The following is a 19,418-nucleotide window of genomic DNA, read 5'->3' on the forward strand; positions in this document are numbered from 1 at the left end:
CGGTGTGCCGGGGGCCTTCCTCGTGTCCGGGCGGGGCTCAGACGGTGGTGACGACCTGCTCGTAGGCCAGGCGCGGGGAGCGCGGGTACCAGGCGTCCGGGCCCGGCTTGCCGATGTTGACGACGATCAGCGGGGTGTGGTCGTCGTCGAGGAACTCCTTGCGGACGCCCTCGACGTCGAAACCGGTCATCGGGCCGGCGGCCAGGCCGGCGGCGCGGACGCCGACGATGAAGTAGGCGGCCTGGAGGGCGGCGTTCAGCGTGGCGGAGTTCTCGCGCACCGGCCGGTCGGCGAAGAAGGCGTCCTTGGCCTGCGGGAAGTGCGGGAAGAGCTCGGGCAGCTCCTCGTGGAACTCGTTGTCCGCCGACAGGATCGCGACCAGCGGGGCGGAGGCCGTCTTGGCCTGGTTGCCCTCGGCCATGTGCTTCACCAGGCGCTCGCGGGCCTCGGGGGAGCGGACCAGCGTGATGCGCAGCGGGGACTGGTTGAAGGCGGTCGGACCGTACTTGACCAAGTCGTAGATCGCCTGCACCTGCTCGTCGGTCACCGGCTCGTCGGTGAAGGTGTTCGCGGTGCGGGCCTCGCGGAACAGCAGATCCTGGGCGGCGGGGTCGAGGAGGAGAGACATGCGTGACTTTCTTTCCGTATGGGCCGGGTTACGGAGTCGACCTTACGCCAAGGAAGTTCAACGTTCAACCAATGGGGGACGGTGATCCGCTTCACATCCTCCGGGGAGTCAACCGAGTGACGCAGGACACACCCGATGGCCGATGACTCCGGCCGCCACGCCCGGTCGTACCAGGTGACACGCGACCGCACGCACCGGAGAGGGATCACGTCGGCATGACGAACACCGCGGACACCGCGAACGGCACGACGAGCGCGAAGGGGGCCGCCTACTTCCCGTCCATCGAGAAGAAGTACGGCCGTCCCGTCGCCGAGTGGAAGGAGCTGATCCGCGCCTCGCCCCTGACCCGGCACATGGAACTGGTCACCTGGCTCAAGACGGAGCACGGCCTGGGCCACGGGCACGCCAACGCCCTCGTCGCGCACACCCTCGCCGAGGCCGCGGGGAAGTAGCCGCCCGCTACGGGGCCCCAGGGTCCTCCCGCTCCCCGGCCACCGCCTCGGTCTCCTCCGCCAGGGCCGCGTCCAGCCGGGCCCGGGCCCCGTCCAGCCGGCTCCGGCAGATCCTCGCCAGCTCCTCGCCCCGCTCCCACAGGGCGAGGGACTCCTCCAGCGTCGTACCGCCCGCCTCCAGCCGCCGTACGACCTCGATCAGCTCGTCCCGGGCCTGCTCGTATCCGAGCGCCTCGGTCCGGGCCGCCGTCTGCTCCACCTCGCTGGTCATCTGTTCACCCTATGCGTCGACTCGTACGGAGAACTCACCCTCGGACACCCGCGCGCGCAGCGCCTCCCCGGCGCTCACCTCGCCCGGATCGCGCACGGCCTGCCCGCCGGCCCGCTGGAGCACCGCGTACCCCCGCTTGAGGGTCGCGGCGGGGGAGAGGGCCTCCACGCGCGCACGTGTGTGCGTCAGCTCGGAATCGGCGCGGTCGAGGTGGTGCCGCAGGCTGCGGCGGACCCGGTCGAGCAGGGACGCCACCTGCTCGGCCCGCTCGTCGACCATCCGGTACGGGTCCTGGACCGCGGGCCGCGCGAGCGCGTGGGCGAGTCCCCGCTCCTCCCGCTCCACCAGCGCCCGCACACAGCGCCGCGCCCGGTCCCGCAGCAGCCGTACGCGCTCGTGCTCCTCGCCGACGTCCGGCACCACCTTCTTCGCCGCGTCGGTGGGGGTAGAGGCGCGCACGTCGGCGACGTAGTCGAGCAGCGGGGTGTCCGGTTCGTGGCCGATCGCCGACACCACGGGCGTACGGCAGGCCGCGACCGTGCGCACCAGCTGCTCGTCGGAGAACGGCAGCAGATCCTCCACGCTGCCGCCGCCCCGCGCGACGACGATCACGTCCACGTCGTCGATCGCGTCGAGCTCCTCGACCGCCCGCACCACCTGCGGCACCGCGTGCACGCCCTGCACGGCCACGTTGCGCACCTCGAAGCGCACGGCCGGCCAGCGGCGCCGCGCGTTCTCCAGCACGTCCCGCTCGGCCGCCGAGGCCCGCCCGCACACCAGCCCGACGAGGTGGGGCAGGAACGGCAGCGGCTTCTTGCGCTCCGGCGCGAACAGGCCCTCCCGCGCGAGGGTCTTCTTCAGCTGCTCCAGGCGCGCCAGCAGCTCCCCGACCCCCACGGGCCTGATCTCGGCGGCCCGCAGCGACAGCTGCCCGCGCGGGGCGTACCACTCGGGCTTGGCGTGCACGACGACCCGGGCGCCCTCGCCGATCACATCGGCGACCGCGTCGAACACCTGCCGGTAGCAGGTCACGCTGACGGAGACGTCGTACGACGGGTCGCGCAGCGTCAGGAACACCACCCCCGCGCCCGGCCGCCGCGACAACTGCGTGATCTGCCCCTCGACCCACACCGCGCCGAGCCGGTCGATCCACCCCCCGATGAGCCGCGACACCTCACCGACGGGAAGGGGGGACTCGGGAGTCGTGTTCACAGCCATGCGCCCGAGCGTAACGGCAGGCGCCGACAACGCCCCGGCCCGCGCGCCCGCCCCGCCCCGGCCGGATCCCGCCCGCGCGCTCACCCCGCACCGGCCGGATCCCGCCCGCGCCCCCGGCCCTGGACCACCAGCACCACCAGCCCGGCCAGCAGCCAGACCGCACCCACCACCTGCGCCGCCCCGGACGCCTCCACGATCACGGCCACGGTGACCACCGCCCCCAGGACGGGGACCAGTACGTGCCGCCACCAGCTCACCGCCGGGCCCTCGCGCCGCACCGCGAACCAGCCCACCACGCTCGCGTGCAGCAGCGTGAACGCGGTCAGCGCGCCGATGTCGACCACCGACACCAGGTAGTCCATCCCGTCGTCGCGCCGCGCCGCCCACACCGCCGCCACCAGCGTGACCGCGGCCGCGCACAGCAGCGCCACCCGCGGCACCCCGGAGCCGGTCCGCGCCAGCACCCGGGGCAGCCGCCCCTCGCGCCCCATCGCGAACAGCAGCCGCCCGGCCGCCGCCTGCCCGGCCAGCGCCGCGAACGCGGCGCCGATCGCCTTGCTCGCCGCCACCAGGTCCCGCAGCCACGTCCCCACCGACGCCTCCACGGCGTCGTAGAACGCCGACCCCTGCCGCTGCGGCTCCGCCGCCAGCCGCGCCGACGGCACCGGCTCCAGCAGCGCCACCAGATACGTCTGCGCCACGAACAGCAGCCCCGCCAGCGCCAGGCAGAACAGCAGCGCCCGCGCCACCCGGTGCGACCCGCCGGTGGCCTCCTCCGCGAACGTGGCGATCGCGTCGAAGCCGAGGTACGACAGCACCGCCACCGACACCGCGCCGATCACCGCCGACAGCGCGAACGCCCCCTGCGAGCCGTCCCCGGTCAGCGGCGACAGCCAGCCCCGCTCCGCGCCGTCACGGGCGAGGACGACGAGCGCCGCCACGACGAACACCAGCAGGACGACGATCTCCATGGCCAGCACCAGGAAGCCCACGCGGGCCGCCGCCCGCACGCCCCACAGGTTCAGCAGGGTCGTGATCACCACCGCCAGCACCGTCCACACCCACCGCGGCACCCCCGGGACCAGCTCGTGCATCGCGATCCCGGAGAAGAGATAGGCGACGGCGGGGATCAGGACGTAGTCCAGCGCGGCCATCCAGCCGGCGACGAAACCGGCCCCCCTGCCCAGCCCCGCGCGCGCGTAGGCGAACACCGAGCCCGCCCGCGGGACCACCCGCACCATCTGGGCGTAGCTGAACGCGGTGAACGCCATCGCCACGGTCGCGATCAGGTACACCAGCGCGACCGCGCCGTGCGACCTGGCGTCCAGCGTGCCGAAGACACCGACCGGTGCCATCGGCGCGATGAACAGCAACCCGTAGACGACCAGGTCCCGGAAGCCGAGCGTGCGCCGCAGACCGCGCCCCCCACCGCCCTCCCGGTCCGCCGCGCCGCTCCCGGACGCCCCCTCCCTCCCCGACATCCCGGCCATCAGAGCCTCCGTCCCCGTCTCACCCGTCGCTCCGGCCTCCCGGCTCACGGCTCACGGCCAGTCTCCCCGGGAACGCGACGGCCACGCGATCTCCGACCCGCCGAACGCGGCCTTACGATGGTCCCCATGACCGCTTCGCCTGGCCGCCGTGTCCTGCTCGCCGCTCCCCGGGGCTACTGCGCGGGTGTGGACCGCGCCGTGATCGCCGTGGAGAAGGCCCTGGAGCAGTACGGGGCACCGATCTACGTCCGGCACGAGATCGTCCACAACAAGTACGTCGTCCAGACGCTGGAGAAGAAGGGCGCCGTCTTCGTCGAGCGGACGGAGGAGGTCCCCCCGGGGAACATCGTGATGTTCTCCGCGCACGGCGTGGCCCCCGCCGTCCACGAGGAGGCCCAGCGCGGCCGGCTCGCCACCATCGACGCGACCTGCCCCCTGGTCACCAAGGTCCACAAGGAGGCCGTCCGCTTCGCCAAGGAGGACTACGACATCCTCCTGATCGGCCACGAGGGCCACGAGGAGGTCATCGGCACCTCCGGCGAGGCCCCGGACCACATCCAGCTCGTCGACGGGCCGGGCGACGTGGACAAGGTCGAGGTCCGCGACCCGTCCAAGGTCGTCTGGCTCTCCCAGACCACGCTGTCCGTCGACGAGACCATGGAGACCGTCGACGCCCTGAAAGAGAAGTTCCCGCAGCTGGTCTCCCCGCCCAGCGACGACATCTGCTACGCCACGCAGAACCGCCAGCTCGCGGTGAAGCAGATGGGCGCCGAGGCCGACCTGGTGATCGTCGTCGGCTCCCGCAACTCCTCCAACTCCAAGCGGCTCGTCGAGGTCGCCGAGCAGGCCGGGGCCCGCGCCGCGTACCTGGTGGACTTCGCCGACGAGATCGACGAGACCTGGCTGGACGGGGTCTCCACGGTCGGCGTCACCTCCGGCGCCTCGGTCCCGGAGGTCCTGGTCGAGCAGGTGCTGGAGTGGCTCGCCCGGCGCGGTTTCGAGGACGTGGAGATCGTCAAGGCCGCCGAGGAGTCCATCACCTTCTCGCTCCCCAAGGAGCTGCGCCGCGACCTGCGCGACGAGGCGGCGGCGCTGGTGGCGGAGCGGGGCGGCGCGGGGGCCTCCGGCGCCGAGTGACGTCCGGCGGCGGGGCCGGCCGCCCGTCCCCGTCGGGCCGGCCGCCCGTCCCCGTCGGGCGGGCCGCCCGTTCCCGCCCGACGGACAGTGGGCGCCGGTCGTCCGTCGTACCGTAGGGCCATGCAGATCTTCGGCGTGGACATCGGCGGATCCGGCATCAAGGGCGCCCCCGTGGACCTCGACAGAGGTGACCTGGCGGCGGAGCGCCACAAGGTGCTCACCCCGCATCCGGCGACGCCCGACGGCGTGGCCGACGGCGTGAAGCAGGTCGTCGACCACTTCGGCTGGAGGGGACCGGTCGGCCTGACCTTCCCGGGCGTGGTCACCGACGGCGCCACCGTCCGTACGGCGGCGAACGTCGACCGCGGCTGGATCGGCACCGACGCCCGCGCGCTGTTCGGCGACCGGCTGGGCGGGCTGCCGGTGACGGTCGTCAACGACGCGGACGCGGCGGGCGTCGCCGAGATGCACTTCGGCGCCGGCCGCGGCCGCCGCGGCACCGTCGTCGTCCTCACCTTCGGCACCGGCATCGGCAGCGCCGTCTTCACCGACGGCGTCCTCGTCCCCAACACCGAGCTGGGCCACCTGGAGCTCGACGGCCACGAGGCGGAGAAGCGCGCCTCCGGCAAGGTCAAGGACGACCTCGACCTGTCGTGGGAGCAGTGGGCCCACCGGGTCCAGAGGTACCTGGCCCACGTCGAGATGCTGTTCTCGCCCGAGCTGTTCGTCATCGGCGGCGGCGTCAGCCGCAAGGCCCACAAGTTCCTGCACCACCTGGAGGGCATCAGGGCGGAGATCGTCCCGGCCCGGCTGCAGAACAACGCGGGGATCGTCGGGGCGGCGATGCGGGCGGCGGGCTGAGGGGGGCCTCAGCCCGGCGGGCGGCCCCGGGCGGCGCGGCGGCGGACCAGGCGGACCCTCCGCACGATCACGGTCAGCCCCGCGAGCAGCGTCCCCCCGTACAGCCACCCCGCCTCCGTGGCCAGCGCGGTCACCAGTCCCATCAGCCGCCCGCCGACGCCGTCCCCGCTCTCGGCGACGGCCGTCAGCCCCACGGCGAACGCGATCGGCACGACCACGGGCGCGGCCGACAGGTCGCCCCGGCGCACCCATAGCCCGGTCAGCACGCACACCGGCAGGAACAGCACGCCGTACAGCGTCGGGGAGGCCCCGAACAGCGCCCGGTCCAGACCCCCGAGCGCGGCCGCCGCGGCCGCGCAGAACAAGCCGCTGCCCAGCCCGGTCAGCCGGGGGTTGGGCATCCGCCGCACGGCGCGTACGGCCCGGGCGACCAGCGGCGGGCGTCCGGCCGGCACCGGGCGTCCGGTCCGCGCGGCGGAGGCACCGGACGGCCGCGCGGCCCCGGGCCGCCCGGCACCCCGCGCCGGCCTGTCCCGCCCGCCCCGGGGCCCCGGCCCGCCCGGCCGGCCCTTCGCTCCCGGCCCGCCCGGACCGGACCCCTTCTTCCCCTGCCGGACCAGCCCGGCGTCCGCCGCCCGCCCGTCCGGCCCGCCGCGCGGACCGGACACGCGGGGTCCGGGCGCCGCCCGGCGCCCGGACCCCGCGCCCCCTGCCGCCCGCGCCGGCGTCACCGGCCCCTCGCCCGTCCCGCGGCCCGCCGAGTCGCCGGCGGACCCGCGGCCCGTCTGCGGGGGCAGAGGAGGCCCGCTCCGTCGCTCGCCGTATCGCGGGGATCGCGTCCTGTGTTGCTCCACTGGACCAACTTAGGTCGGTTTATGTGCCGAATAGGCCCTCAGACACGCCGTCGGGCACGGCTTGGCCGACCGTTCGACGCCGCGCCGGGACCGGGCGGGGCACGCCGTAGACTGGTGGATCGGCCCGTGCGTCGTCCCTGCCAGCCGCGAGGGACCCGGGCCCAGGAAGCCGAAGTCCAGTTCCAAGTCCCAGTCCCCTCATCCTCACGTACGGGAAGTCGCAACGTGTCGCTCACGATCGGAATCGTCGGTCTGCCCAATGTCGGCAAGTCGACCCTGTTCAATGCCCTGACCAAGAACGACGTGCTGGCGGCCAACTACCCGTTCGCCACGATCGAGCCCAACGTCGGCGTCGTGGGCGTGCCGGACGCCCGGCTGGCCAAGCTGGCCGAGATCTTCTCCTCGGAGAAGGTCATCCCGGCCACCGTCGACTTCGTCGACATCGCCGGCATCGTGCGCGGCGCCAGCGAGGGCGAGGGCCTGGGCAACAAGTTCCTCGCGAACATCCGCGAGTCCGACGCGATCTGCCAGGTCATCCGCGCCTTCAAGGACGAGAACGTCGTCCACGTCGACGGCAAGGTCTCGCCCAAGGACGACATCGAGACGATCAACACCGAGCTGATCCTGGCCGACCTGCAGACCATCGAGAAGGTCCTTCCCCGCCTCCAGAAGGAGTCCCGGATCAAGAAGGACGTGGCGCCCAAGGTCAAGGCCGTCGAGGAGGCCAAGGAGATCCTGGAGAAGGGCGACACGCTCTTCGCCCACGGCATCGTCCAGGGCGGCGAGCGCGCCGAGCTCCTGCACGACCTGCACCTGCTGACGACGAAGCCGTTCCTCTACGTCTTCAACGTCGACGAGGACGAGCTGGTCGACGAGGACTTCAAGAACGAGCAGCGCGCGCTGGTCGCCCCCGCCGAGGCGATCTTCCTCAACGCCAAGCTGGAGGCCGACCTGGCCGAGCTCGACGAGGACGAGGCCCTCGAACTGCTCCAGTCCGTCGGCCAGGACGAGCCCGGCCTGGCCACCCTGGCCCGCGTGGGCTTCGACACCCTGGGCCTGCAGACCTACCTCACCGCCGGCCCCAAGGAATCCCGCGCCTGGACCATCAAGAAGGGCGCCACCGCCCCCGAGGCCGCCGGCGTCATCCACACCGACTTCCAGAAGGGCTTCATCAAGGCCGAGGTCATCTCCTTCGACGACCTGGTCGAGACCGGCTCGGTCGCCGAGGCCCGCGCCAAGGGCAAGGCCCGCATGGAGGGCAAGGACTACGTGATGCAGGACGGGGACGTGGTGGAGTTCCGCTTCAACGTGTAGGTGCGATTGCACTACGTCGATTCTGCCGAATGAACAGGCCGGGAGAGGCTCGGCTTGTCGGAATCGGCGCGTAGGTCAGGGCCGTACCAGGGGATCGCTCTCCTCGCCGATGGCGTCCCCTGCCGCGGCGACCGTGTAGATCCGCATCACCTCGGGCGTTGTCACGTTGTTGGGCGGGCAGGTGTCTGATGGTGCGTCGTGGTGTGGTGGAGCCCGGTTCCGGGTTGTGCTCAGGCCGTGGCAGCGGCGCCGGCGACTCCGGTGATCTGCTCCCAGATTGCGAAGCGGACGGTCGTCTCGGCTCGGTAGTCGTGTGCGGGCATCAGATGGCGGCGGGGCCGGAAGGGGCGCGAGATGCCGCTGAACGCGGACAGGAACCGCTGTGCTCCGCCCACGGAGCGGAAGCCTTTCATCGCCCGTTCGCGCTGCTTGGTGGGCTGGTGGCTGTTCTCCGCCCTGTTGTTCAGGCCCTTGTGCGAGCGGTGCTCGACGGAAGGCATGACCTCGCGGTGGGCCGCGCCGTAGGAGCGGAGCTTGTCCGTGACGATCACCCGTGGCACCGTGCGCGTCTTCTTCATCGGGCGGCGGAAGAAGCGCCCGGCCGCGGCCTTGTCCCGCCGGTTCTGGACGAGGATGTCGAGTACGTTGCCGTCCTGGTCGACGGCACGCCACAAGTACTTCAGCTCACCGTTGACCTTGAGGAAGACTTCGTCCAGGTGCCACTTGTCCCCGGGCCGGGGCCGGCGGCGGCGCAGTCCGTTCGCGTGGGCCTGGCCGAACTTGGCGCACCAGCGACGCACTGTCTCGTAGGAGACGATGACGCCTCGCTGGAGCATCGGCTCCTGCACCTCACGGAAGCTGAGCGGGAACCGGAGGTACAGCCACACGCAGTGGGAGATCACCTCGACCGGGTACCGGTGCCCCTTGTACGACGGCGACGTACTCCCCACGGACGACCCCTCCCAGCGTGATCAACAAGGAGATCATCCCACTCGGCCAGTCAAGGTGACAGCGCCCGCCTCGGAGTCCGAGCGGCGGATGGTGGCCCGGCTCACCGCCGAGCACCCCCGGCTGCCCTGGGACCGGCTGCTGTTCAGCGCCAAGGAGGCCGTCTACAAGGCCTGGTTCCCGGCCACCCGCCGGTGGATCGGCACGGCCGCCGTCGAGGTCGCGTTCACGGCCGGGGGACTGCTGACGGCCGAGATCCGTCCCGGCCGTACGGCACGACCGGACCGTACGGCGGCGGCGCCGGTGCCGGCCGGGTGGCCCACGGGGGACGGCGAGCCGGCGGTGGCCCGCTGCGCGGGACGCTGGCGGATCGCCCGGGGTCTCGTGCTCACCGCCGTGGCGGTGCCGGCCGCGGCGGGATGACCCGCCGGGCCGGCCGGCCCGGCGGTCCCGGCGCTCGGCGGCCTCAGGGGCCGAGGACCACGGTCCGCCCGTCCGAACCGGCGGCCGGGGACTCCCGGGGCCGCTTGCCCCGGCGGAACTCCTGCGGGCTGACGCCCCGTTCGCGCTTGAACGCGGCGCTCAGCGCGAACGGCCCCGAGTACCCCACCTTCGCGGCGATGCTGGCGACCGAGAGACTCGGGTCCCGCAGCATTTCGGAGGCGAGCGTCAGCCGCCATCCGGTCAGGTAGGAGATCGGCGGCTCACCGACCAGTTCGGTGAAGTGCCGGGCGAGCGCGGCCCGGGAGACACCGACGGCGGACGCGAGCGAGGCCACCGTCCAGGGCTCGCTGGGCCGCTCGTGCAGCAGCCGCAGCGCCCGTCCCACCGCCGGGTCGCTCTGCGCCCGGAACCAGAGCGGCGCACCTGTCCCCGGTTCCATCAGCCAGGTGCGCAGGACGTTGATGAGCAGCAGGTCGAGCAGCCGGTCGAGGACGACCTCCTGGCCGATGTCCTCCTTGTCGACCTCGGCGGCGAGCATGCCGATCAGCGGGGTCCGCGCGGCCGACGCGGGCTGGACGAGCATCGCGGGCAGGCTGGCGAGCAGCCTGCGCCCGACCTCGTTGGGCGCCTGGTAGGTGCCGCTGAGCATCACGGTCGACCCGGCGCGGTGCGGCTCGCCCCAGGTGCGCACGCCCAGGGACATCGACCGGGCGACGTCCTGTCCCGTGGCGGTGGTGCAACGCTGCTCCGGGTCGACGGTGATGGTGGGAGGCGTCGCCGGGTCGTCGACGAGCGTGTACGGCTCGGGCCCCCGCATCACGGCCACGTCCCCGGCCGTGATGCGTACCGGCTCGCTGCCCTCGCGGAGCACCCACGCCGAGCCGTGCAACAAGGTGACCAGCGACAGGGCCGCGCGGTCCTCGATGCGCAGCCCCCACGGAGGGTTGAACACCGATTTCAGCAGGAAGGCACCGCGCGCCTTGGGACTCTCCAGCAGCCCGCTGAGCGTATCCATCACCATCACCCCGTACCGTCGTGGATCACGTGCGTGTGCCCAGTGTGTCAACGCCCGGTGTCAACGCGCCACGGAATCACGCCTGTTCGCCATCACACCGGTCAGCAGGGCGAGCGCGCCCAGACAGGCGGCCGTACGGACGGCGTTGGCGCGGCGCCAGGGGAGCTCGTACGCCGCCCGCGCCTCGGCCAGGGCGGTGGCCGAGGCGCCGGGGGCGGCGCGCAGCCGGCGGTTGAGGGGGAGGTTGACGCAGACCGTCGTCACGACGCTGAGGCCGTACAGCACGGCGGCGGCCCGGACCCGCCGGGCGGCGTCGCCGCGGCCCGCGCGGGCGAGTCTGCGGGCGGCGAGGCCGGTCGCCACGAACACCCCGAGGAAGAGCGTGCCGAAGGCGGCGTCGTCGTCCAGGGCGTCGTTGGCCCGGCGCATCGCGGCGACGAAGCGCTCGTCCTCGCGGCGGCCGAGGACGGGCATCACCCCGATGTCGAAGGCGAGGTAGAGGCCGGCCATCAGACCGGTGCCGAGGGTCGCCGCGACCAGCACGGGATCCTTGGGAGCGGCAGAATTCACGACGTGTTCCTCCGATCGGCGCCGGCCGGCCGGCGCCGGGTACGGCTCACCGCGGTTCCAGGATTCCGGTGAGCGTGCGGCGATAGGCACCGCCCAGCACGGTCCGCCCCATCAGGCGCACCGGTGCGGGCATCACCCCGTCCGGCTGCGGGAGCGCGTCCAGCAGCCAGGGCGGCAGGACGCGTTTGACGTGGAAGGGCGCCGCCGCGAGGACACGGCGCTCCAGGGCTGCGAACACGTGCGCCGGTACCCGGACGAAGACGGGGAAGGTCAGCTCCTCCTCCTCGTGCAGATGCCGGTGGAGGACGGTGTCGAAGGTGTCGACGGGACCGCCGATCAACTCGGCGCGTCCGCCCTCCAGGGCCTCGGTCACCCGGAGCATCGAATCGTCCAGCGCCACGTGGTCCTGCACCATCCGGTGGGAACCGGCGGCGATCTCCGGCACGTGTTCGATCAGCCCCGGCCAGAGGATCTCGTCCTCCGTGCGGTGGTGCCAGTCCAGGATGGCCCGCAGTTGCCGCCACCACTGCGCGGCCCGGGGGAGGCCGGCGGCAGTCAGCAGCGGTGCGGCGGCCACCAGCCGTCTGGAGTCACGCCGCAGCGCGAGGTGCGTCTGCGCGAATCCCCGCAGGTGACGGGGGAGCCCGGCCACGCCCTTGCCTCCCCACAGCAGCCCGTCCATCGCGTCCCTCTCCTCTCTGGGCCCCGGCACTTCGCCGCCGGAGCGCCTGGGCTCGGCCGGCCCGTCGCCGAGCACGGCCGGTACGGTGGTCCGCCGGCTGCCGGATCCACCGGGCCCGGCGGACCACCGCTGTGCGACACCGTCCCGCCGGGTGGCTCGGTCAGACGTCCCAGACGCCGGTGGCCGCGGTCTCCTTGGCGTAGTCCGCGAAGTCCTTGGGCTCCCGCCCGAGCGCCTCGCGGACGCCGTGCACCAGGCTGGCGTTGCGCCCGTCGACGATGAGGGTGAAGAGGTCGGCGAACTCCTCCGGCTCGCCCAGCTCGCGCAGGGCCGCGCGGTAGTCGTCGGCGCTGACCGGGATGTAGGTGATGGTCCGGCCGGTGGCCTCCGACAGTTCGCGGGCGATGTCGGTGAAGCTCAGCAGGCGCGGGCCGGACAGCTCGTAGGTCTTGCCGATGTGCCGGTCGTCGGTGAGCGCGGCGACCGCCACGTCGGCGATGTCGTCGGCGTCGACGAACGGTTCGACGGCGTCACCGGTGGGCAGGGCCAGCTCGCCGGAGCGGACCGGGTCGAGGAAGAAGCTCTCGCTGAAGTTCTGGTTGAACCAGTTGGCGCGGACGACGGTCCAGTCGCAGCCGGACGCCTTGAGGGCGTCCTCGCTGGCGACGGCGCCCTCCTCGCCACGGCCGGAGAGCAGCACCAGGCGGCGGACGCCCCGCTCGACGGCGACGGCGGCGAAGCGCCCGACCGCTTCCCTGGCCCCGGGGAAGGCGAGGTCCGGGTAGTAGGTCACGTACGCGGCGCCGGCTCCGTCGAGCGCGGCACCCCACGTGCTCTCGTCCTCCCAGACGAAGGGGGTCTCACTGCTGCGCGAGCCGACCCGGACCGCGCGGCCGAGCCCCCTCAGGCGCTCGACGACGCGCCGTCCGGTCTTGCCGGTGCCGCCGATGACGAGGGTGGGTGCGGTGCTCTGTGTCTGAGTGCTCATGAAGTCCATTGAAGTCTTCAAGCAGCAGACGGAACATAGCTCCTGGGCTCACCTTCATACGCGATCGTCTCGCCGCGTGAGTGCGATGCGTAGGCACACAGGGCGTTGCGCGCGGCTCACCGGCCGACGGCGACGGCCATCAGGACGAAGGCGGCGACGGCGAACAGGGTCCGCACCCCGTGCAGGGCGTTCCACCGCCCCTCGAACGCCGTGCGGGCGGCCCGTTCGTCGCCCCGGTCCCGCGAGGACTCCAGGGCATTGTTCAGCGGGACGTTGCCGCCCGAGGTGATCAGGTGCCCCACGAGCGCGCAGACCGCGGCGATGCCCACGAGGGTTCCGGCGCCTGCCTCACGCCCGTCCGGGGCGACGAACCAGGAGGCGGCCGGGAAGACCAGCGACCCGAGGAAGAGCAGGAGGAAGAGCGGCCCGGGTACTTTCCGGTTGATGCCCCGCATGACGAGGGTGAAGGGGGCGTCGTCCACCTCCTTCAGGGCGGGCATGACACCCGAGAGGAAGGCGAACATGTAACCGGCGTAGAGCCCGGTGCAGACGAGGGCGAGGATTTCGAGGGTCTCCGACATGCCGATCATCATCGCCACCCCGCCCCCGTCTTCGCAGGGCTTGCCGCGAACCGGCGCCGGGGGCCGGCCGCCGGCCCGTCGCCGCCTCGTCCTCGGAGCGCACCGCGGCTCCTGTGGACCCGGCGTCGAGACGCCGTGTACAACGCCACGCATCCGGCGGTGACGGACTCGGACGAGAGGGTCCTCGCGGCGTGGCGCGCTGGGCGACGGGGGGCGAGACGCCGGAGGGGAGCGGCGGAGGCGCCGCAGGCACCGCCGTACGCCAGGCCCGCGGCCGGACACCGCCTGCGGCGCCTGAGGCCCGGCCGCCCGGTCCGTTTCCCCGTGCCACTCGCCGGACCCGGCGGGCGGCTTCCACCGCGCCGGGGCCGGACTCCCGGTTCAGGTGCGCAGGTGGGACGCGCCGTTGAGGTCGACGATGGTTCCCGAGGCCCACGCCGCCGCCGGGGACGCGAGGAAACGCACGGTGGCGGCGATCTCCTCCGGTGTGCCGACCCGTCCGAACGGACTCTCCGCACGCAGGCGCTCGCCCTCCGGGCCGGACAGTTTCGCCGCCTGCCGTTCGGTGGCCACGAACCCGGGCGCGACGGAGGTGACCGCGATGCCGTGCGGGGCCAGCGCCACGGCCAGCGACTGGCCGAGGGCGTGCAGCGCCGCCTTGGTCGCCCCGTAGGCGGGGAAGTCCGGTTCGCCCCGGAACGCTCCGCGCGAGCCGATGTTCACGATCGCGCCGCCGGCGCCCCGGCCGACGAGGTGACGGGCCGTGGCCCAGCTCAGGTCGGCCGCGCCCAGGAGGTTGACGTCCACCATCCGCCGCCAGACCCGCTGCCAGTGCGCCAGCGGGGTCTGTGCGATCGGGTGCCGGGTGTCCGCCGCGGGCGCCACGGCCGCGTTGTTCACCAGCACGTCCACCGCGCCGAGTGCGGCCACCGCCTCGGCCACGACCCGCTCGGCCGCGCCGGGTTCGCCCAGGTCGGCCTGGATCAGCGTGTGTCCGGTGCCGGGCAGTTCCCGCAGGGTCCGTTCGGCGTCCGTACGGCGGCCCGCGTACTGCACCGCGACCCGGTCACCGTCGGCGGCGAAGGCCGTCGCGACGGCGCGGCCGATGCCCCGCGATCCGCCGGTGACCAGGACGCCCCTCATCGGGCGAACACCATCGACTCGTCCCGGAAGGACTTGAACTCCAGGGCGTTGCCCGCGGGATCACGGAAGAACGCGGTCCACTGCTCACCGGGCTCGCCGGGGAAGCGAAGGTGCGGCTCGATGTCGAACGGCACCCCGGCGGCGCGCAGCCGCTCGGTGAACCGGTGGAAGCGCTGTTCGTCCAGCAGCAGGCCGTAGTGCGGGATCGGCACCCGGTGCCGTCCCACCAGGCTGGTGCCGGCCGGCCGCGGCGCCGTCGGCACGAGGTGGGTCACCAGCTGGTGGCCCTCGAGGTTCCAGTCCACCCAGTGCTCGGTGCTGCGTCCCTCGGGCAGGCCCAGCACCCTCCCGTAGAAGTCACGGGCGGCGACCAGGTCGTCGACCGGGATGGCCAGGTGGACAGCGGGTCGGTGAGACATCGGGGCCCTCCGGTGGGCTCGGTGACCGCAGCAGCGTGACCGAGACGATGTCCTAATGTCAACATTGAGACATTGCTTTCGGTGGCTTCGAATGCCGGGTTGGCGTCGATCATTGTCCGGATGTCAACATTGGTTCCATGTCATCCGCACTGCCGAAGGCAACCCGGCGCGGCCTGGCCGACGAAGCCGCCGACCTGGTGCGCGCGGCCATCTTCTCCGGCCACTTCGCGCCCGGAGCCGCGCTGCGCGAAGTGGAGCTGGCCGAACGCCTCGGGGTCAGCCGCGGCTCGGTCCGGGAAGGACTGGCCCGGCTGGCGCAGGAAGGGTTGGTACGCGGCGGCTGGCACCGCGGTACCACCGTCATCGAGGTGACGGCCGAGGACGTGCAGGAGGTGTACGCGCTGCGGGCCGCACTGGACCGCCTGGCCGCGACCACCGCGCGGCGAGCCGCGACCGAGGAGCACCTCTCCGGGCTGGACCGGCTGGTGGCCGAGATGACGGCCGAGATCGCCGGGGACGGCGACGCCCACCGGCTGGTGGCCCTGGACATCGCCTTCCACGACCAGATCTACGCCGCCGCCGGGAACCGCAGGCTCACCACCGCCTGGCGGACGATCCGCTCCCAGGTGCACCTGTTCCACCTGCGTCGCGTCGACGCGGCCTACGACCACTACCGCGCGCGCGTGGTCGACGAGCACCGCGAACTCGCCGCTCTCCTGCGCTCGGGCGACAGCCGGACCCTGGCCCGCCGGGCCGAGGAGCACGTGGACTCCGCACGGCGCAGCCTGCTGGCCGGCTTGCCGGCCCGCGCGGTGGCGGGGAGCGCCGAGGCGTCCGGCCACCACTGAGCGCGGTGCACCCGCGCAGCCGTCGGCGCGGGCTGGCCACCCGTGCGCCCGGCCGCCCGCGACGCGGCCGGGAAGACACTCCTCCGGCTCAGCCCGGGGGCCCGGGGACGGTCCACGGTCCGGCCTCCACCCACGGGCGTCCTCGTGAGGACTCGATCCCGCGGGAGGTGCCCGTTCACCGCGGCGTCGACCGGCCGCTCCGGGCACCGGTGCCCGGAGCGGCCGGCCTCGACGGGCATTCCGTGTGACCTGCCGGCCGCGCGCGGCGACCCGCGGCGGAGGAGGCCGGGCCGTCGTCCCCCGGTGCGGGCTTACCGGGAGGCGCACCCACGATCGCGGGCGGGACGGACGAGTCCCCCCGGTGCGGTGAACCCGGAACGCGCGAGGGGCCGCGACCGTGGATCACCGGGACCTCACCACCGTCCGAGCGCTGGTTCCGCCTTGCCGTTTTGCGCACCGGCGGCCGCCGGGGCCGTTCCTCAGGGGGCGTCGCGGGCAGCGGAGCCGACCATGGGTGCCGCGCACCCGGGAACGCAGCGGCCTGGTTCGGGCTCCGCGGTGCGACGAATCTGATGGTCGTGCAGGTGCCGCGATCGCCGGGCAGCTGCCCACCCGCATCGGCGCCCGCCCGGTTCGCCGGGCCGGCCGAAGAGCCGTACTCCCGAACTCCCCCGAGGAACACCATGACCATCACCGACACCGGCACCGGCACCGTGAGCTGGAACCCGGAGGCCCTGGCCGAGATCGTCTCGAACGACGGCGGCCGGCCCGTCCTGTTCACCAACGCCCGGGTCATGACGATGGACCCGCTGATCGGGACCATGACCGGGGCCGACCTCCTGTTCGTCGGCCCCCTGATCGTGGGCGTCGGCCCCTCCCTCGTCACCGCGGCACAGGACGACGACGCCATCGTCGTCGACTGCGCGGGCATGACCATCGTCCCCGCCGTCGTGGACACCGTCGCCCTGGCCGGCGGACGCGGCCGGCGCTCGGAGTGCGTCGCGACGCTGACCCCGGGCAACACCACCGACTTCCTGGTGGTGCCCGACGAACTCGCCGCCGACGTGCCGAGCGCGGTGACCACCCTCATCTCCCGCCCGGAGCGGGTCCGCGCTCTGGTCGCAGCCGGCCGGCCCGTCCTGTGGGCGGGCACCGACGCCCCCGGCCGGGTCACCGCCCCCGAGACGGGCGTCCCCGCCGTACCGGACCTGACCGGCAGCCCGCGGCTCGGCGTCTGGATCGACCGGAAGGACTTCCTGCACCAGGAGCTCACCGCCGACGGCCGCTACGACGAGACACGGGGCGGTCGCCCCCACGCCTACCGGGGCCGGTTCTGGATCGACGGCGACCGCATCGATTACCTGGACGACCTCGGCTTCTGGGCCTACGGGGAGTTCAAGGGCGACGAACTGCACCACGCGGGCTACGTCATGAAGCAGAGCTGACCGCCGGCCGCCGTGCGGCGGACACGGCGGCCCGGCCCCGCGCAGGCCACGCACGACCGGTTCCGGAACCCCGCCCGTCCCCGCCCCGCTCCCGGGCGCGCGGCACCCGGGGAAACGGCGCCCCGGCCGCCGTGGCCGGGACGGCCGGGACCGGAAACCGGGCAGCGCCGGTGCCGCCGACATCCCACCCCCCTCCTCGAGTCATGGAAAGCGGATCCCTCATGCACGCCGACGACACCACCGGCGCGGCCGTCCTCGAACAGATCCGCCGCCGCCCCCCGAACGAGCGGCGCATCCTGTTCACCGGCGCGACCATCGTCACCATGGACCCCGCTCTGGGCGTCCTGCACAACGCCGACCTGCTCGTCGAAGGCGACAGCATCGCCGCCGTCGGCCCGGACCTCGACGCCGGCGACGCCGTGGCCGTCGACGCCGTCGGCACCGTTCTGAGCCCCGGCTTCGTCGACACCCACCGGCACGCCTGGGAGGCGCAACTGCGCCGGATCATGCCGGACGTCGACGACCTCGGCGCCTACGTCAGGTCCACCCTGGCCGGCTACGCCACGGTCTACCGGCCCGAGGACATGTACATCGGCACCAGGCTGGCCGCCCTCACCGCGCTCGACGGCGGCATCACGACCATGCTCGACTTCTCCCACAACTCCCGTACCCCCGAACACTCCGACGCCGCCGTCGAGGCCCTCCTCGACACCGGCATCCGCGGTGTGCACGCCTCCATGGGCCCGCACTTCGGCGACTGGGACGAGCAGTGGCCCGGCGACCTGACCCGCCTCAAGGAGCGGTACTTCAGCAGCGACGACCAGCTGCTGACCCTGCGCCTGGCGGCGCTCGCCACCGACGAGATCGCCGGACCGGCGCTCGCCTACGGCCCCGAACTCGCCGGCGTCGCGCGGGACCTGGGCATCGGAGTGAGCGTGGACGCGGTCTTCGGCACGGCCTCCTCCGAGGCGATCCTGCGCTGGGCCGAGGACGGCATCCTCGGCGCCGGCGTCACCCTCATCCACGCCACCGGACTGACCCCCGAGGCGTGGAGGGCGATGGGGGAGACCGGCACCACCGTGGCGCTCGCCCCCACCTCCGACGCCCAGATCGGCCTGGAGACCGCGATCCCCGCCGTCGACGAGGCCCTGTCCGCCGGCATCCGCCCCGGACTGAGCGTCGACGTCGAAGTGGCCCTGGCCAGCGACATGTTCACGCAGATGCGTTCCCTGCACGCCATCCAGCGGATGCGGGCCGTCGACGCCGTCCACGGCACCGGCCGGGAGCCCCGCCGCATCACCACCCGCGACGTCCTGGACTTCGCCACCCTCCAGGGCGCCCGCACCAACGGACTGGACGGCGTCACCGGCTCGCTCACCCCGGGCAAGAAGGCCGACGTGCTGGTCATCCAGGCCGAGGACCTCAACAACATGCCGCTCAACGACCCCATCGGCACCGTCGTGCTGGGCTCCGACGCCCGCAACATCGGCACCGTCCTCGTGGGCGGCGAGGTACGCAAGTGGAACGGCCGCGTCCTCGACGTCGACCTGCCCGCCCTGCGCCGCGAAGTCCACGCCTCGCGCGAGCACGTGCTGAACACACCGGCTGCCTGAGCATCCCCTCCGCCGCCCCCGGCCGGCCCTCCTCCGGCCGGGGCGCCCACCGGCCCCGACGCCGTCACCGGCCGATCCCGTGGTGCGACGGGCGGAGCGGACGGACGCTCACACGCCGAAGTCCTGGTGGTGGGCGTGGCGGTCGGCGCGTGTGCCCCGGAAGGTCCTGGTCAGCCGGAGGGCCGACGCGACGAGCACGGCGAACAGGAGGCCTACGCTGATCAGGAAGGTCCACTCGGCCCACGCGGCGCCGGCCCGACCGGACTCAAGTGCCGAGAACAGCTTCGCGCCCACGGGGTAGGAGACCGCGCAGACGATGACGAGCTGCCAGAACGGCAGCACCCTGAGCGGCTTGGACCATGCGGTGACGGCAAGGGTCAGAGCGGCGGTCAGGGCGACGACGACATCGATTCGATCCATGGGCCGATCCTTTCGCGCGGAACCCGCCGAGACGTCGGTCACCAGGAGGAACCTCGTCTAGACCGCAAGGTATAGAC

General features: G+C 73.2%; 22 protein-coding genes. 8 read left to right on the forward strand and 14 right to left on the reverse strand.

Annotation, left to right across the window (positions count from 1 at the left end; translation table 11 throughout):
- Positions 1 to 37: 37 nt before the first annotated feature.
- A complete protein-coding gene (locus ACSU6Z_RS18875; protein WP_437047163.1) occupies positions 38 to 628 on the reverse strand; it encodes a malonic semialdehyde reductase in 591 nt (196 codons plus the stop codon).
- Between the two features lie 215 nt (positions 629 to 843).
- Here ACSU6Z_RS18875 and ACSU6Z_RS18880 point away from each other — a divergent pair, with 215 nt between their 5' ends.
- The gene (locus tag ACSU6Z_RS18880) at positions 844 to 1,080 is read left to right on the forward strand and encodes a DUF4287 domain-containing protein (RefSeq protein WP_437047165.1); all 237 of its coding nucleotides are present in this window, start codon (positions 844 to 846) and stop codon (positions 1,078 to 1,080) included.
- A 7-nt stretch (positions 1,081 to 1,087) separates the two neighbouring features.
- Here ACSU6Z_RS18880 and ACSU6Z_RS18885 read toward each other — a convergent pair whose 3' ends face one another.
- From ACSU6Z_RS18885 to ACSU6Z_RS18895, 3 genes are all read right to left on the reverse strand, one after another.
- Complete coding sequence (locus ACSU6Z_RS18885) at positions 1,088 to 1,351, reverse strand: exodeoxyribonuclease VII small subunit (RefSeq protein ID WP_437047167.1); 264 nt, start codon at positions 1,349 to 1,351, stop codon at positions 1,088 to 1,090.
- A 9-nt stretch (positions 1,352 to 1,360) separates the two neighbouring features.
- Positions 1,361 to 2,569 carry an exodeoxyribonuclease VII large subunit gene (xseA, locus tag ACSU6Z_RS18890; protein WP_437047168.1) on the reverse strand — a complete coding sequence of 403 codons (1,209 nt, stop codon included), beginning with the start codon at positions 2,567 to 2,569 and terminating at the stop codon, positions 1,361 to 1,363.
- Between the two features lie 80 nt (positions 2,570 to 2,649).
- Entirely contained in the window at positions 2,650 to 4,050 is a 1,401-nt protein-coding gene (locus tag ACSU6Z_RS18895) for an APC family permease (protein WP_437050385.1), read from the reverse strand.
- Between the two features lie 126 nt (positions 4,051 to 4,176).
- Here ACSU6Z_RS18895 and ACSU6Z_RS18900 point away from each other — a divergent pair, with 126 nt between their 5' ends.
- Both ACSU6Z_RS18900 and ppgK read left to right on the forward strand, forming a co-directional pair.
- Positions 4,177 to 5,196, forward strand: a complete 1,020-nt coding sequence (locus ACSU6Z_RS18900) for a 4-hydroxy-3-methylbut-2-enyl diphosphate reductase (RefSeq protein ID WP_437047170.1) — start codon at positions 4,177 to 4,179, stop codon at positions 5,194 to 5,196.
- A 120-nt stretch (positions 5,197 to 5,316) separates the two neighbouring features.
- On the forward strand, positions 5,317 to 6,057 hold the full coding sequence (ppgK, locus tag ACSU6Z_RS18905; RefSeq protein ID WP_437047171.1) for a polyphosphate--glucose phosphotransferase: 741 nt from the start codon (positions 5,317 to 5,319) through the stop codon (positions 6,055 to 6,057).
- A gap of 8 nt (positions 6,058 to 6,065) precedes the next feature.
- Here ppgK and ACSU6Z_RS18910 read toward each other — a convergent pair whose 3' ends face one another.
- Entirely contained in the window at positions 6,066 to 6,512 is a 447-nt protein-coding gene (locus tag ACSU6Z_RS18910; RefSeq protein WP_437047173.1) for a DUF6542 domain-containing protein, read from the reverse strand.
- A 624-nt stretch (positions 6,513 to 7,136) separates the two neighbouring features.
- Here ACSU6Z_RS18910 and ychF point away from each other — a divergent pair.
- Entirely contained in the window at positions 7,137 to 8,225 is a 1,089-nt protein-coding gene (gene ychF / locus ACSU6Z_RS18915) for a redox-regulated ATPase YchF (RefSeq protein ID WP_437047174.1), read from the forward strand.
- A gap of 230 nt (positions 8,226 to 8,455) precedes the next feature.
- Here ychF and ACSU6Z_RS18920 read toward each other — a convergent pair whose 3' ends face one another.
- A complete protein-coding gene (locus ACSU6Z_RS18920) occupies positions 8,456 to 9,175 on the reverse strand; it encodes an IS6 family transposase (protein ID WP_437047175.1) in 720 nt (239 codons plus the stop codon).
- Positions 9,176 to 9,230: 55 nt separating this feature from the next.
- On the opposite strand from ACSU6Z_RS18920, the gene ACSU6Z_RS18925 reads away from it, so the two are divergent.
- Complete coding sequence (locus tag ACSU6Z_RS18925; protein WP_437047177.1) at positions 9,231 to 9,596, forward strand: 4'-phosphopantetheinyl transferase superfamily protein; 366 nt, start codon at positions 9,231 to 9,233, stop codon at positions 9,594 to 9,596.
- Positions 9,597 to 9,639: 43 nt separating this feature from the next.
- Here ACSU6Z_RS18925 and ACSU6Z_RS18930 read toward each other — a convergent pair whose 3' ends face one another.
- The 7 genes from ACSU6Z_RS18930 to ACSU6Z_RS18960 form a co-directional block, all read right to left on the reverse strand.
- Entirely contained in the window at positions 9,640 to 10,632 is a 993-nt protein-coding gene (locus tag ACSU6Z_RS18930) for an AraC family transcriptional regulator (RefSeq protein ID WP_437047179.1), read from the reverse strand.
- A gap of 60 nt (positions 10,633 to 10,692) precedes the next feature.
- Positions 10,693 to 11,202, reverse strand: coding sequence for an anthrone oxygenase family protein (locus ACSU6Z_RS18935; RefSeq protein ID WP_437047180.1), 510 nt, complete (start codon positions 11,200 to 11,202; stop codon positions 10,693 to 10,695).
- Positions 11,203 to 11,248: 46 nt separating this feature from the next.
- On the reverse strand, positions 11,249 to 11,884 hold the full coding sequence (locus ACSU6Z_RS18940; RefSeq protein ID WP_437047182.1) for a hemerythrin domain-containing protein: 636 nt from the start codon (positions 11,882 to 11,884) through the stop codon (positions 11,249 to 11,251).
- Between the two features lie 160 nt (positions 11,885 to 12,044).
- Complete coding sequence (locus tag ACSU6Z_RS18945) at positions 12,045 to 12,872, reverse strand: NmrA family NAD(P)-binding protein (RefSeq protein ID WP_437047183.1); 828 nt, start codon at positions 12,870 to 12,872, stop codon at positions 12,045 to 12,047.
- Positions 12,873 to 12,988: 116 nt separating this feature from the next.
- Positions 12,989 to 13,453: a DUF1772 domain-containing protein gene (locus ACSU6Z_RS18950; RefSeq protein ID WP_437047185.1), complete on the reverse strand. Its 465-nt coding sequence runs from the start codon at positions 13,451 to 13,453 to the stop codon at positions 12,989 to 12,991.
- 381 nt (positions 13,454 to 13,834) lie between these two features.
- On the reverse strand, positions 13,835 to 14,596 hold the full coding sequence (locus ACSU6Z_RS18955; RefSeq protein ID WP_437047187.1) for an SDR family NAD(P)-dependent oxidoreductase: 762 nt from the start codon (positions 14,594 to 14,596) through the stop codon (positions 13,835 to 13,837).
- Positions 14,593 to 15,015: a VOC family protein gene (locus tag ACSU6Z_RS18960; protein WP_437047189.1), complete on the reverse strand. Its 423-nt coding sequence runs from the start codon at positions 15,013 to 15,015 to the stop codon at positions 14,593 to 14,595. Before ACSU6Z_RS18960 ends, ACSU6Z_RS18955 begins: the two co-directional genes overlap by 4 nt.
- Positions 15,016 to 15,152: 137 nt before the next feature.
- Here ACSU6Z_RS18960 and ACSU6Z_RS18965 point away from each other — a divergent pair, with 137 nt between their 5' ends.
- The 3 genes from ACSU6Z_RS18965 to ACSU6Z_RS18975 all read left to right on the forward strand — a co-directional run bounded on the left by ACSU6Z_RS18965 (position 15,153) and on the right by ACSU6Z_RS18975 (position 18,921).
- Positions 15,153 to 15,863 (forward strand): GntR family transcriptional regulator, encoded by a 711-nt coding sequence (locus tag ACSU6Z_RS18965; RefSeq protein ID WP_437047190.1) that lies wholly within the window; start codon positions 15,153 to 15,155, stop codon positions 15,861 to 15,863.
- 683 nt (positions 15,864 to 16,546) lie between these two features.
- The gene (locus tag ACSU6Z_RS18970; protein ID WP_437047192.1) at positions 16,547 to 17,308 is read left to right on the forward strand and encodes an Atu4866 domain-containing protein; all 762 of its coding nucleotides are present in this window, start codon (positions 16,547 to 16,549) and stop codon (positions 17,306 to 17,308) included.
- A 221-nt stretch (positions 17,309 to 17,529) separates the two neighbouring features.
- Positions 17,530 to 18,921: an amidohydrolase family protein gene (locus ACSU6Z_RS18975; RefSeq protein WP_437050387.1), complete on the forward strand. Its 1,392-nt coding sequence runs from the start codon at positions 17,530 to 17,532 to the stop codon at positions 18,919 to 18,921.
- A 108-nt stretch (positions 18,922 to 19,029) separates the two neighbouring features.
- On the opposite strand, the gene ACSU6Z_RS18980 is transcribed toward ACSU6Z_RS18975, so the two are convergent.
- Entirely contained in the window at positions 19,030 to 19,341 is a 312-nt protein-coding gene (locus ACSU6Z_RS18980) for a hypothetical protein (protein WP_437047193.1), read from the reverse strand.
- Positions 19,342 to 19,418: the final 77 nt, after the last annotated feature.

Source organism: Streptomyces sp. enrichment culture (assembly GCF_964273145.1).
Taxonomy (GTDB): Bacteria; Actinomycetota; Actinomycetes; order Streptomycetales; family Streptomycetaceae; genus Streptomyces.